Here is a 14,356-nt window from a genome sequence, read left to right as displayed (position 1 = left end):
TCTGAAGATTGATAGAACTGTGTTTTGCTAATTACCCGGCCCTCACATTGTCACATCAAAAACTGAGAATCCCTGGTTTCCGATACAATATATCACAAAAAGCCGGATATCTGCTTCAGGATACTCATTCCTGAGCCCTTCTGCATACCCCCGGATTTGGACTGTATCCTCTTCCCTGACGGAAAAATCTTCAATAGACGTTTTCATCCCGGTCCATTCAGTATTTGAGAAATATTTAAACTCAATTACCCACCGAAGTCCGGCAAACTTCTCATTGAACTTACCAACAAATTCAAGGTCAGTCCGGCCCTTTGGGTATGAACGTTCAACGTTCCAGACAAACCAGGTGGAAAGATAGCGACTACAAAGTTCAAAGAATGTCGTCCGATAAAAGTTCTCATTCACCTGAGAGAAGATTGCTTCTGGGAGCTGACTCACATAGAGTCGCCAATAATCGGAGAAGAGCTGAGTAAGATCAGGGTTTCTGATAAACCCCTGCATCATAGAGGTGTATTTTTCTTGCCCAAGATCAATACGGAACACTTCATTAAAGTATTCAACAGCAATCTCTTTCATTGAGAGATTCGGAATCATCAGATCAAATTCATCTTTTCTTGTAAGGAGACCAAGATAAAAGAGTGAGACGGGATAAAACGCCGGATCGAAGAATTCATTCAGGTTAAATTGTGATACAAGTGCCTTACGGTTAAAAGGGATTGCTTCATCTGTTGTCAGTTGACGAACCAATTCACGGGTATTTTTCTCATTCCCTCTGGTAAGTCTTCGTATCCAGGTTAGATCTGTTCTCATATTCAGGTCAAAGAGATCTGCAGGAATCATTTTATGCTCACTCAACTGCCGGAGAAAGTACATGAGCATATTGGGGTTATACACCGATTCAGAATCAGTATTCACAAAATGATACCCATTATACTGATTCTTAATCAGATCCTTCACCTCTCCCCGTGTGTTTGGATCAAGATGAAAATCCTGATAAACCTTATCCACCAGTTCAGTAACCTCAACCTGAGTAAATCCCAGCATATGTTCAAAGACTGGATCCAGAGTGATAAATGATGCTATATTATAACTGGAGGTCAGATCATCAATAGCAATGGGAAGCACCCCGGTGATGAATACATTTGCAAGAGCACCGGTTTGTCGTCCTTCCTTGAGAGCTTTGAAGAAAGTCCGGAGAAAACTGTCTCCTGTAGTAATCTCTTCATAAATATGATCCTGGTGACTGGTGATATACTGATTTACAAAGTTGTCATACTCATCAATAATAACAAATACCTGGGGAGCGCCAGTTTTCTGTAGAAAACCAAGCCAGAGGGAAAGAGCAATTGAGGCTTTTTCATCAGGGACAAATTCTGGAGCATCCTGCATATAATTTGGATATGAATATCTGGTCTCAAGAATCCGGCCGGTACAATGACGGTTAAAGGCATATTCTGTTTCTTTTATGTTTTCAGACACAGCAATTACAGAAAAATCAAATTTCAGAACGATATATTGGTTATGTGTTTCCGTTGGATTCTGTCCTATCCAGGTATGTCCGAACAGTTCATCAAACCGGTGAGCCTCACAAATATCATAATAATATGCAAGCATAGAGCAGAAAAGAGACTTTCCAAATCGGCGGGGGCGAAGAAAAACGGGATTTTGAACTCTCTCAAGTTTTTCAATATACCTGGTTTTGTCGATAAAATATCCATTTTTTTGGATCATCTCACCATAATTCATGATCCCGTACGGTATTCGCCTGTCCATTACTCTCTCCCTGAGTATTATATCCTTCTCCAGAATAATAAGTCACTTTCCCTGTTTTTTATGTAGTGATGATAAAGTAAATAGAGGAAATTCAAGTATTATGTCTATCGGGGTGTCCTGAAATATTGGATATGAAAATGGGCGATTTATTTCTCTCTAATTTCCAACCATTTCCTCATTCTCCCATTTTCTGATACCTAATTGAATGAAACCATATGCTGGAATAAATAATATCACTCCAGCAAGACCAAACCAGAGATTTATCGAAGTTAGGGAACCAAATATCGACAAAGCGAGTCCGATGAGCAGGAAATACTGAACCATTACACGGACATTATACACCAGGACGCTTGGCGATAATCCGGTTAGCCAGATGGACACCGAAAGGACATAATATGACACTGACAAGGTCAATACCAGCACCGGTAACAGAAATTCTCCCTGACCGGAAAGAAAAGTAATCACCCCTATGAAGAAAACTGGTATTACCTGAAGGAGCGTAAAAGATGTGATTTTACTGGAAATGACGTCTTTGACATGAAGCGGAAGAAGAGCATACACACTGAATGAATCAAACATACACAGCCAGGTGTACATGGTTGACGCGATTATGCCGGTTATCATCGCAAAGGTCAGAAGAAGATGAATGGTTGAAACATACTCATCAAGCAGGGAGAGAAAGAACCAGATGATGATAAGTGGTACCAGAAATGAAAAGATAGTCTGACCGACAATACTCCCGGACCGCCAGAGATCAATCACATCTTTTGCAGCAAGGGGCGGGTTTGGAAATCGGTTCAGATGACAAATGAGTGGTTTCATCCGATTCGGATAAATTTTTGTTCCGGATTGAATATCTGGTGAAAACAGAAGAAGAGAGATGCAACATGGAACCAGAACTACCGTACAGCTTCCGATAAGAATATCCCAGGAAAATTGGTAAAAGAGTATAAGCGGTGGAAAGAGGGTCGCCGGGTTTGTTCCGGTGAACATGAACCATCCCAGAAATACCAAACCTGCAAAAATCAGAAAGATAAAGAGGACTTTTACCGATCGCTGATACAGGGACGACAGGAAGAATACAACTGACATTCCGGTCAGAAAAGATAAGGTTAGTGTCAGAAGGACAATTACCGGGTAGTAAACCGGTATTCCCGTGAAAAATGATCCAATTAGAAATCCGGCACCTAATGGAAATATCCAAAGGATAAAGTAATACAAAGTATCTTTGAGGACAAAAATCGAGAAAATATACCGGGGGCTGAGGGGCAAGGTCCGGGCAGAGAATGCAAGAAGGCTGGCTTGTCCAAATCGCCGGTTCATCACCTCATTTCCAAGAAGCCCGAATGCTCCGACCATGAATCCGAGCATCAAATATTGAGCATGAATTAGGATCACAAGATCTCCCAGTGGCATTGAAGCACTGATGAGAGGAAGAAGAAATGTTCCCATAAATCCGATTGCCAGGATCATAACCGGAAAGAGGGCAAAATTCAGACTCCCGAACATGGTCGAATGAACCCGCCATTCTTCTTTCATCATATTATAAAAGAGTCCTGCCATCGTTATCTCCTGACAAGGGAGAGGAACAAGTCCTGCAGGTGACCATACCCTTCTCTGACTGATTTGATTGTTCCCGTAAAAAGGAGGGTTCCTGATTGAAGGATTGCAACTTCTGAACAGATCTCTTCAGCAGTCTCGAGAAGGTGGGTGGAAATAAAAAGAGTATTTCCCTTTTGAGCATAAGTTACAAAGAAAGATTTAACTTTATCCTGCATGATTGGATCAAAATTGATGAGTGGCTCATCAATCAGAGCAAGTTCAGGTTCATGAATAAATGCCTGTGTGAGCATTAATTTCTGTCTCGTCCCCCTCGACAGATCTTTACAGAGAACATTTTTTTTATCTTCGAATTCAAGGAACTCAAACCACCAGTCTGCTCTTTTTTCAAGATCAGGAATCTTTCTGATATTGCCGATAAATTCCAGATACTCCATACATGTTAGAAAACTCGGTGGTGATTCCTGCTCAGGAATAATTCCAACCAGTTTTCTGACTCCGATCGGGTCGGTGTTCACGTCAATACCAAGAATGATGGCATTTCCTGTTGATGGAGATATCTGTCCGGTCAACATTTTGATCATCGTGGTTTTTCCTGAACCGTTCGGACCTAAAAGCCCAAAGAGAGAGCCTTTTTGGACTGAAAGGGTTACAATATTAACCGCGGTCAGATCACCATACAATTTCGTAAGATTTTTCGTTGAGATTATTTCCTGCACATGGTCACCTGATATTATTCCCTTTTTCAGACATATTTCTGGGACGATGTCATTCTAACATGAGTGACGCTGTTTATATTGGTTTGTTTGCAGCAATCATGGAATCCATATATTCATTCATGTTTGCAATAAAAGTATCAACAAACCCTGGATCCTTGATAAGTGGTTTATCGAGCATCCTGCTGGTTTCAGAAGATAGGGTTCCGGTTCTGACAACTTCTGCCCCGGCTGTTTTTAGGAGTTTTGTATATTCATCTGCGAGTGGTTTCATCTCTTCAACCTGAAGCATACCTCCGGCTCCCAGATATATCTCGGTGATAAACTCTGTCTGGTAATTACGTGCTAGCCTTTTTGCAAGCAGTTTTAATACCTGGAAATTGCTCTGTTCCGGAAATCCGGAATTTGATATCATGATAAACTTTGGATTATTTGCTTTTCCTTTTATATGACGTACATCGCCATGATTATCTTTCTCAAAATGTGGATCGCCAACGGGTAATAGCCGGTCCATGAAATTTTTCATAATGCCAGATACATTGTCCATGTACAAAGGAGATGCAAATATTGCTACATCTGAACTGAGATATTTTTGAATGAGATCAGCCATATCATCAGATTGAATGCATTTTCCTGGAGTTTTCAGCCAACATGAAAAACAACCAAGACAATGACCGATTTTTTTATGAGCAAGGTATATTTGTTCGGTTTTTGCCCCTGTTTCTTCTGCTCCGGCGAGAAAAGCAGCTACCATAATATGGGTAGTGCTCTGTTCTGCCCGGGGGCTTCCATTAAAAGCAATAATGTTCATACTGCACCTGAGTCCTGCAGACCTGTATCATGGGTCTGTAATGGTGTAATTCCGATTTACAGTATAAAATGATATTGGGTATGATAAGTATAGAAATAAATTATAAGTCATATTTCATCGAAACGAATCATTTTGAATATGATGCGGTATGCTCAAAGATTTTACAATCAGTGCTGAAGACCAGGTCCGTTGAAATGTTATACATGAATATTGAGGCCTATATTGAGCCCATCCTGGACAATCCCGGTAAAGATAATATAAGGAAAGATTAAAGTTTATCATTTTCAAGAAGAACTTTATATCTTTCAATTCCCCTTCTGATACTCTCTGCTTCAATGAGTCCCCTCCCTGATGGGAGCTCAAGGATTCTTTTTGGAATCGGTACAGATTCAGGTTCCAGAGAAAATCCTTCCCGGATTTTAAACAGGTATTTTTCTCTAAGAATTGATCTTCCAAGACCATCCAGTTCTTTCAGGCTCATCGAAATTCCACAGACCGACAAGACTTCCTGGATAATTTCCGGAGTATACAGCCCGCGTGCGAAGAAACAGACCACAAGACTTGAGAGGATCTGGCGATATGCTTCTTCATGATAGAGTTCATCTGCAATTCCCTCCGGATCTTTTGGAAATTTTTCATCAGGTTTCTGATCAATACTATATCCGGCATTATCAAGATGGCTGTGCCTGGCTCCACAGATATATCCGATATATGTTGCAGGACCGGTGTGGTAACCTGGCATTTCGTTTTTACCAAAGGCAAGGGCATATTCAGTACCACCATATTTTGTAGCAGCATATTCTGCTCCCATGCCAAGGTCTTTGTAAAATTCTCCCTGCTGCCTGGTAAGTGCCTCAAAAAAGGCGAGATATTGATTTGTGTCACCAAACGAAAGTCTGATTCCTCCGGTCTCATATTCGGTGATAATTTTATGTGCCATGGCTTCTGTTGCCCAGGCTGCACACACACCGGCTGACATCGCATCAAGTCCGGTATGTTCAATGACATCAATCAGTGTCAGGACATCAGTCGGGTTTGATACTCCGAGCATGAATCCAAGAGCATAGATGAGTTCATAATCATAACTCACCGGAATAGTTTTGTAAAAATAGGGATCATTCGGGTAGGGTATCCGTATCTGTCCGATATGAATACAACTCACTGGGCAATGTGAACAGGCTACACGACGGGAAAGAAAGAGCCGTGCAAACTCCTCTCCGGACAGGTTTTCTCCTCCGGTAAGTCTTTGTTCGGTGAGATTTTTGACCGGAAGAGATCCCATGGCAGAGAGCGATTTCACGTTAACAGGAGTTCCTATCTCATGGTATTTTTGCATAAGAGGAGATTTTGTCACCTGGTCAAAAAGCCGGTCATAGAGTTCACGGTATTTTTTCCGGTCAGAGACGTGGATGAGATCATCTCCGGAAATCAGTACTGCTTTTAGTTTTTTCGATCCAAATACTGCCCCAAGTCCCATCCTTCCAAAATGCCGGTATGTTTCAGAGGTGACATTTGCATATCTCACAAGATTCTCACCTGCACGACCAATTCTGAGGATGGTTCGTGTTCCTGGAGTTCCGTCTTTTGATCTGATAATTCTGGCTGCTGTATCACTTCGGCCAGTTCCCCAAAGTGCCCGGGCATCCCGGAATGCCACTCCGTCCTTTGTTATTGAAAGATACACCGGATGAGATGCTTTTCCAGTGATGACAATCGCTCCATAACTTGCTGATCTGATAGCAACAGCTGTTCTACCGCCGGCATGACTCTCCCCCAGATTTCCAGTCAGTGGGGATTTAAACATTGCAACACATTTTGAAGCAAGAGGAAAGAGGGCAGTCGCAGTTCCGACTGTAAGGATTATCGGGTTATCTGGTCCGAGTGGATCAGCTCCCTTTGGACAATTTTCATCCAGAAGTCTGATTGCTGCTCCGGCCCCACCAAGCCGTGTTGAGAATAGATCAGGTCGCTCCTCTATGTGAAATGACCAGGAAGAGAGATCAATAAAGAGAACTTTTGAAAGGACTGGATCAGGATTCATCCGGCATCAGTTCCTCCAGTGCAATGACTTCATACGGACAATACTGAGCACAATATCCACAATATATGCAGATAATGGGGTGATTTTCTTCTTCATCCCATGATATTGCACCAAGGATACATCCGTCCAGGCATTTTCTGCATCCGGTGCACAGATCTTTTTTCAGGGTTACTCCGCCACCCGGCCTGGGAACCAGGGCATTTTCAGGACAGAGGCGGATACAAGGGGGATCCTGGCATGCCCGGCAGACCCGCACAGAGAATCCGCGTTCAATTCCTCCGACAGAACTGACATGTATTGCAGATTTGGCAACTCCTCCATATCCCAGCCTTCGGGTGCAGGCAAACATACATGACTGACACCCGACACACCGGTCAGCATCGATTACGGAGAGTCGTTTCTTTGCCATATCTGGTAATCGAAGTGAGAGTTTATTAATTGTACCTGACAGTGATCTGAATTATTACTGTAAAGAAATACTAATTCGCTCCTTGTTTTGCTATATTGATTGTTGACCTAACCTGAACTATTAGCGAGAATTATCCGAATTCTCTAAAGAATACAAAGAAAAAAGCAACCCCTTATCGAAAAAAAGAAAAGAATTTAGATATATCTCGGTTTGAGAGATAACATCCGGGGAGTATACATCGGCCGGTACGGCATTCCAGCAGTCTCTTCGGCGATCATTTCTATAAGTTTCTCTGCAGTGCAGGTAATTTTATGTGGTTTATTTGGTTCAGATAATGATCTGACCGTTACCGTCAGGTTTCCGGAAGCCGTCTCAGAGTCACCGATAACAATTACATATGATACCCAGTCCATACCTGCCGCCCTGATCTTTTTATTCAGTGAATCATCACGGTCATCAACATCAGCTCTGATGCGGGCTTTGGTTAGTTTTTCTGCCAGTTCAGAGGCATATCCAAGGTGATTATCAGTAACCGGAATAATCCGGACCTGGGTTGGTGTAAGCCATGTTGGAAGGTGAGCGACCTTCTGGTTTACTGTATTCTCAAGAATTGCACAAAATACCCGCTCAACCGATCCGGTTGGTGAACAGTGGAGAATCGGGGGGAATACTTCAGTTCCGTCTGCAAGGTGGTATTTAATACCGAACCGCTTACTGCTTTCCACATCTATCTGGACGGTCGGGTTTTCAATCGGACGATTCTGCCCGTCGATGGCTGCAAGGTCAATCTTTGCAATCCAGTAGTGAACCCGGTCAGAGAGTGTTTCAATCAGGATTGGGACATTAGATTCTTTGACGATCTTTTTGATCCATGTCTCATGGTCTTTATAGAACTCTTCTGTACACCGGAAGACCGCAACCAGTTGAGTTCCGAAATCCCGTCCTGTCTTCCACCCGATTGAAAGTTGTTCCTCAAAACAGGTAAGAGCATTCTCAAGATCCTTACACAGGGAATGCATATCCGGCATAGTAAATGCACGAAGCCGTTTCAGACCGATAACCTCACCCTTCTGTTCATGACGGAATGAATAGGTGGAGAGCTCATACATCTTCATCGGCAGGTGGTTTGGTGAGATATGCATACTCCGCATGGTGGTGAACATACCAAAACAGGCAGCAAATCTGAGCATCATGCTCCGGTTTCCTGATTTAAACCTGTACTGACGCTCTCCAAACTTGTCGGCGTGTTCAAAGATGGCCTTATCTGCAAGGTCGTACATAACCGGGGTCTCTACCGGACTTGCCCCGTAATCAAGAACTAGTGAGAGAGCATAATCTGCAAGAAGATCACGTACTAACTTTCCACGGGGGAGCCAGCGAAGGTGCCCAACATCAGATACCGGTTCATAGTCCACAAATTCCTTGGACCGCATGAGGTCAACATGGACTGGTTCACCGCCGACCGGAACTGCAGTTCCCATCTCTTTTTTGATAAGAGCTGCAAAGGGTGAATCATCCATGTATTCTTTAACGTCATGAACAGTCCCTTCAGGTGTCATTACAAAGAATTTGTGCTCGATATGTTTCTTCTCCGGTTTAACCGCATCTTCAGAGGGGGTAATTGACCGGGAGAGTTCGGATAAGGGGTGACCCTTGCATGAGAGAGAAAAGGACTTGTACCATCCGAATGGCGCCCGTTTGACCTCATGTCCAGCCTTTTCCAAAGAGTCTTCTATGGATTTTAAGGCTCCAACTGCAAGATCTGGAGCTGCAAGATCAGATGAAAGATGTGCATACGGGTACACCATGACCCGGTTACACTCAACTTTTCCAGCCATTTCACTGATTGCGTTTACGGTCTGGCTGATAACATCGTCAATATCATCAGCATCCGGTGACTCAACAGCACAAAATGCAACCAAGGCATCATCAAGCCGGTCTGACGGATTACAGGGTTCTTCTGCAAATTTTGTTTTTTTCTTTGCTTCGTATTCAATGAAATCTGAATGAATTAAAAGAAGGCGCATGAATCAGGTCTCCACGTACAATATCCATATATGTTGACGTTTATTGTGTATAAAACCAGGTAGGTACCATCAATCCTGAGAAATTTTTCCGAAAGAAGAAAATTATGAAAAATATCAAGTATTCAGGTTCTTTTCTTATTCTCGTAGTATCGGGAGAGTGTGGCCTGACGCTGATTTAAGTATTTTGCATCCTTTTTGGTATTATATGGACACAATGCCCGCTCGGTTGTATAAAAGACCAGTTGGCCGATTGGCATACCAGCATGCATCCGGACCGGGCGCTGATTTACGTTGCACATCTCAAGGGTAATAGATCCGGCAAAACCTGCATCAATCCACCCCCCGGTCTGGTGTAATTCAATACCCAGTCGGGCGATACTGCTTTTTCCTTCGATACTGGCCACAATATTGTCAGGAAGTTGGATAGCCTCCATTGTTTCGGCAAGGACAAATTGACCGGGGTGTAGAACAATACTTTCTGCGGTCATCTCTTCAGTCCCACTGGTCACAGAATCCCGGGTATAAGGATCAATAATTTCCTCTCCCGGTGTATACCAGACAAAATGATTACCGAGCCGGATATCTATAGAATTTGGCTGGATTAACTCAGGATTGTAAGGATCTATACTTATATACCCACGTTCTATCCGATCCGTTATCTGCCAGTCAACAAGGATCATGTACCAATCTGTTGTTCGGATTACAGTTTATCATTATGTTCCAGTTCTTCATCTTCAGAAGACCTGACCAGGTTTTCATTGTCTGATGGAATAATGTGCCACTCAGAACGCCTGAGAAGTCCATGGATGGTGCTGCATTCTCTCCAAGTCAGATTGCATCGTCCAAGCACCCGTCTGATAAGGGTCATCGTTGATTCCCGCTTAAACCCAGGGTGGTCGACAAGATCGAGATACTGATCAATATGATCGTAGAGATGATCCATCTCTTCTACCGTCGCAAGCGGGATTTCTGCTTTTGGCAGATTTGCCAGTTCATAGCATATGACACCCACCGCATGGGAGAGGTTGATAATCGGATAGATGGGTGATGTTGGAATGGTACAGATAATATCTGCCCTTCTGACTTCTTCGTTTGACAGTCCCCAGTTTTCCCGTCCAAATAAGATAGAAATCGTGCCTTCAAGATCCCCAATCAGGTGACGGAGTTCTTTTGGAGAATAAAATGGCATTCTCGTCGGATGACAAGCAGAATAGGAGAGTGATCCGGTCGTAGCAACCACGCGGTGTGATGTGGCAAAAACTTCATCAAGGGTCATGGTGGTAGCATTCAGGAGTACATCATCAGCATGGGATGCCCGGATTTTTGCTTCATTTCCTATGGTGCAGGGATTGATGAGAACCATATCGGTAAAACCGAAATTCTTCATCACCCTGGCAGCAAATCCAACATTTCCCTCATATAGCGGTTCGACCAGGACAATCCGTATATGGGGCATAATGATTACTGAACTGCCTGAACGGTCTCAAGAAGAGTTTTTACGCCCTTATCGTAGACTGCATTTCCAACGACAATAGTGTCAGCATACTTGGCCATCTCCGCTGCTTTTGCACCGGAATCGATGCCTCCTCCGTAATACAGGATGGCATGATCAATGGCTTTGCTAGCCTCGCACACCACATCAGGATCTCCATACATCCCACTGTATTCAATGTACACAATCGGGAATTTGAAATAGTGATCTGCAACAGAGGCATACGCTGCTACTTCCTGAGCTGAAATTCCACAGTCTGCTCCTGTCACTTTTCCAACAGCAGAATTGGGATTTAACACGATGTACGCTTCAGGGATGACCTTGTCCCAGACAATGTCAGGATTCATCGCCCAGTCGCGGTGTTTCCCGACAATCCATCGTGCATCTGATGTGTTCATTACACTTGCAACGTACAAAAGGTCAATTCCGTGGAAAACCACAGACTCAGGCCCTGCTGGTTCAACAACAAGCGGAAGGCCATATTCCTTAACCTGATCACGCAGCTCAGTCATATTTTCCTTGGTGATATTGAGTGTACCGGAAAGAATCAGTGCATCTGTCCCACTTGTTGCGATTTCTGCGATCTGCTCTTCGGTGAGATGTTTATCCGGGTCAAGCTTGGTAACGTGAGCCCAGGTCTTCCATTTTGTATGCATATATGCCTGTCCTCAAAAGTGCTGTACAGCTTCATTAGTTCTGACTGAAAAACGTTCGGGAGATGAGGGTATTATGCCCTTGCAGTAACTTGTAACTTTTTCAGGTGATCTTTTGATAATCCGCTGGTTGTCGCTGCTTTTGCTGTATCTGCTCCTATTAATGATTTTTTATCAAAAATTCCCACAGAATACAGTTGTTCGAGGGTTGATTGTCCAACCCCTGGGATACTCATCAGTTCTGCTTTTCCTGACTCAAAGGCTTTCTTAGATATCTTTACTGGGTCAGGTTTTCCAAGTGACTGGGTTATAAGGGAGAGATGCTTTCCTACTGTTTCAATTGAGATTCCAGTTTTTAGTGAGATAAATGCTGGATGTGATGAAGCAATCTCTTCCGGTGATAAAAATCCTGCCTCTTGGTACCGTTTGAGTGAGACTGCGGGAATGCCAATCTCTCTCAGGTGGTTTTTTGCGATAAGGGATATTGCCTCATCTTTGAGTGTTTTTGCTTCCTCATCAGAGAGCCCTGTCTTTTTTAAAGATTCCAATGTGGCGGTAGCAATATCTCCGATACAGTTGATACCGGATTCTGCAAACCCGTTCATGACCTTGGTATGACTCCTGCCACGTTTTGGAGGGACAAATTGTTTCATGAACTTTTTGCATTCTGATCGTCTTCTGATCAGATCAAGAACCTCATTTGCCTCTTTGATGATGATTTCTGCCAGTTTCTTAGTAATACCAAGTTTTTTAACCAGATCACCTTGCTCGAATTTTGAGAGATCATAGAGGGAGAAGATCTTTGCATCAAGAAGTTTTTGCTGAAGTTCCCCGGTCATAGAAGGCATTTTAGCATAATGCTCTTTTTGTTGTTCGATGAGCTGACAAAGCGGACAACCCATCTCCCAGGGGCGTGCTCCTTTTGCAATCAGACTAACATGAAAGAGGTTATGGATCTCACAGACATTTTTTGTTCTGACAGCTGATCCCCACATTGTCCCAGGAAGCGAGATATTACAGGTACAGTCAGGATATCCATTGCATCCGATAAATTGTGAACCCCCTTTCCGACGGATACGAAGATCTTTGCCACATACCGGACAGGGGCCGATGGTCAGTTCTTCATCAGTCTGTCCCATGATCTCCTGGCCGATAACCGCTTCATTCGGTTCTAATTCGTCAAAGACCTGATGAAGCATCTTTCGTGAATCATCCACCACGCCATCGCGGGATTTATCCTTAATCTTGATAGCCTCCATTGCCTGCTCAAGTTTCTGGGTCATGTCAGGCCTGGTAATTGTGGAGGCATGTGCTTCAAGAGAATCGGTTACAGCCTTTCCCACAAGGGTTGGCCGTAATGGGTTGCCTTCGATGTATTTTCTGGAGATGAGTTTCTGGATAACTTCATGTCGTGTGGATTTGGTCCCAAGGCCGAGTTCTTCCATTACCTGGATAAGTTTACTCTGTGAATATCTCGGCGGGGGCTGGGTCTGTTTCTCTTCAAGATTCAGATCCTGGATCTTTAGTTTCTCCCCGGTTTTTACTACAGGAAGGATGGAATCTTTTGCCTCTGAGTATGGGTAAACAGTTCTCCATCCTGGTTCAGTCAGTCGTGAACCGGTTGAGATATAATTCTGTCCTGATGCATCCATTCCAATACGCATCGTTGCCCATTCAGCATCCGGAGACAGGGTGGCGAGAAATCTTCTGACAACCAGCTCATATAACTTCCAGTTTTCACCAAGCTGCTCCTGGGTTGCAACACCAGTCGGGTGAATTGGCGGATGGTCAGTTGAAGATTTTTTCCCCTCAGTCGGCTTTGAACGTTTGTTTTTCCTGACCCATGCAACATCAGGAGCAAACTGTGTCTTTTCAAGGGTTGTCAGGATACTTTCAAGGTTTAAGGAGGGTGGATAAATCGTGTTGTCTGTACGCGGATATGAGATAAATCCGTTCATATACAGTTCTTCAGCAACACGCATTGCATTTGCTGCAGAGTATCCGATTCGTGCCGCAGCGACGATAAACTGGGTAGTATCGAAAGGTGTCGGAGCCCGGTCAACCCTTTTCCCTTCTTTCACTTCGGTAACGATCAGGGGATCTTTTGTCCCGGCATAGGCTGCATCGGCTTCCTTTTTATCAGTAAATCTGCCTGCAGCATGTCGAGCGTTGATAGGCTGGCCATCTTTATCCGTTACCAGGGAGATCTCCCAGTATGGTTCAGGAATGAATGACTCAATCTCACGTTCCCGGTCAACAATCATTGCCAGAGTCGGAGACTGAACCCGACCGACTGAAAGAATGTTCCCCCCGCCTCGCTTTGCTGCCAGACTAATAAACCTGGTCAGTGATGCTCCCCAGATGAGATCCACAACCTGCCGTGCTTCTCCTGCAGCAGCAAGGTCAAAATCAATATCAGTCGGTTCAGAAAAAGCACGGTTGATTTCTTCTTTGGTTATCGCAGAGAACCGTGCCCGGTCGATCGGAACTTTTTGATTTACTGCCCGGACCAGTTCATAGGCCTCTTTCCCGATAAGTTCTCCTTCGGTATCAAAATCAGTGGCAATTGTAACCCGATTCGCCTTTTTGGCTATCTTCTGGATAAGCTTTACAATGGTGGGTTCGGTTGGTCTCTTTATAGTTCCTGCATCGATTAATGACCGGGGAGGTCGTTCCTGTGACCGCCAGTTGGTATACCCTTCGACAAAATCAACCTCAACAACATGCCCCCGAAGTCCGATTGATGTCTTGTCGCCAAAATTGTATACATTCACCCCTCCCTCTTTTTTTGCCGATACTTTGTCTTTCCCTGAAAGGATATGGGCAATCCGGTTAGCGGCAATATTTTTTTCGGCAATAATCAGATGCATGATA

11 protein-coding genes are annotated in these 14,356 nt (G+C 43.8%); all 11 read right to left on the bottom strand.

The window, feature by feature from the left end:
- Window positions 1-42: 42 nt before the first annotated feature.
- The 11 genes from KSK55_RS03690 to KSK55_RS03640 all read right to left on the bottom strand — a co-directional run bounded on the left by KSK55_RS03690 (window position 43) and on the right by KSK55_RS03640 (window position 14,352).
- The gene (locus KSK55_RS03690) at window positions 43-1,773 is read right to left on the bottom strand and encodes an ATP-binding protein (protein ID WP_218608218.1); all 1,731 of its coding nucleotides are present in this window, start codon (window positions 1,771-1,773) and stop codon (window positions 43-45) included.
- Window positions 1,774-1,929: 156 nt separating this feature from the next.
- Window positions 1,930-3,336, bottom strand: coding sequence for a hypothetical protein (locus KSK55_RS03685; RefSeq protein ID WP_218608217.1), 1,407 nt, complete (start codon window positions 3,334-3,336; stop codon window positions 1,930-1,932).
- A 2-nt stretch (window positions 3,337-3,338) separates the two neighbouring features.
- Complete coding sequence (locus KSK55_RS03680) at window positions 3,339-4,052, bottom strand: ABC transporter ATP-binding protein (RefSeq protein ID WP_218608216.1); 714 nt, start codon at window positions 4,050-4,052, stop codon at window positions 3,339-3,341.
- Between the two features lie 73 nt (window positions 4,053-4,125).
- The gene (locus KSK55_RS03675; RefSeq protein WP_218608215.1) at window positions 4,126-4,860 is read right to left on the bottom strand and encodes a flavodoxin family protein; all 735 of its coding nucleotides are present in this window, start codon (window positions 4,858-4,860) and stop codon (window positions 4,126-4,128) included.
- Window positions 4,861-5,128: 268 nt separating this feature from the next.
- A complete protein-coding gene (locus tag KSK55_RS03670; protein WP_218608214.1) occupies window positions 5,129-6,901 on the bottom strand; it encodes an aldehyde ferredoxin oxidoreductase N-terminal domain-containing protein in 1,773 nt (590 codons plus the stop codon).
- The gene (locus tag KSK55_RS03665; protein WP_250545151.1) at window positions 6,891-7,310 is read right to left on the bottom strand and encodes a 4Fe-4S binding protein; all 420 of its coding nucleotides are present in this window, start codon (window positions 7,308-7,310) and stop codon (window positions 6,891-6,893) included. The genes KSK55_RS03670 and KSK55_RS03665 overlap by 11 nt, the downstream gene beginning before the upstream one ends.
- Before the next feature lie 194 nt (window positions 7,311-7,504).
- Window positions 7,505-9,337: a threonine--tRNA ligase gene (locus tag KSK55_RS03660; RefSeq protein ID WP_218608213.1), complete on the bottom strand. Its 1,833-nt coding sequence runs from the start codon at window positions 9,335-9,337 to the stop codon at window positions 7,505-7,507.
- Between the two features lie 122 nt (window positions 9,338-9,459).
- The gene (gene dcd, locus KSK55_RS03655) at window positions 9,460-10,017 is read right to left on the bottom strand and encodes a dCTP deaminase (RefSeq protein WP_218608212.1); all 558 of its coding nucleotides are present in this window, start codon (window positions 10,015-10,017) and stop codon (window positions 9,460-9,462) included.
- 20 nt (window positions 10,018-10,037) lie between these two features.
- Window positions 10,038-10,793, bottom strand: a complete 756-nt coding sequence (locus tag KSK55_RS03650) for an RNA methyltransferase (protein WP_218608211.1) — start codon at window positions 10,791-10,793, stop codon at window positions 10,038-10,040.
- Window positions 10,794-10,798: 5 nt separating this feature from the next.
- Window positions 10,799-11,485 (bottom strand): phosphoglycerol geranylgeranyltransferase, encoded by a 687-nt coding sequence (locus KSK55_RS03645; protein ID WP_218608210.1) that lies wholly within the window; start codon window positions 11,483-11,485, stop codon window positions 10,799-10,801.
- A 71-nt stretch (window positions 11,486-11,556) separates the two neighbouring features.
- Complete coding sequence (locus KSK55_RS03640; RefSeq protein ID WP_218608209.1) at window positions 11,557-14,352, bottom strand: DNA topoisomerase I; 2,796 nt, start codon at window positions 14,350-14,352, stop codon at window positions 11,557-11,559.
- Between the last annotated feature and the right edge of the window lie 4 nt (window positions 14,353-14,356).

It is taken from the genome of Methanospirillum hungatei (genome assembly GCF_019263745.1).
Classification (GTDB): Archaea; Halobacteriota; Methanomicrobia; order Methanomicrobiales; family Methanospirillaceae; genus Methanospirillum; species Methanospirillum purgamenti.
This window is presented reverse-complemented; position numbering and strand designations above follow the sequence as displayed.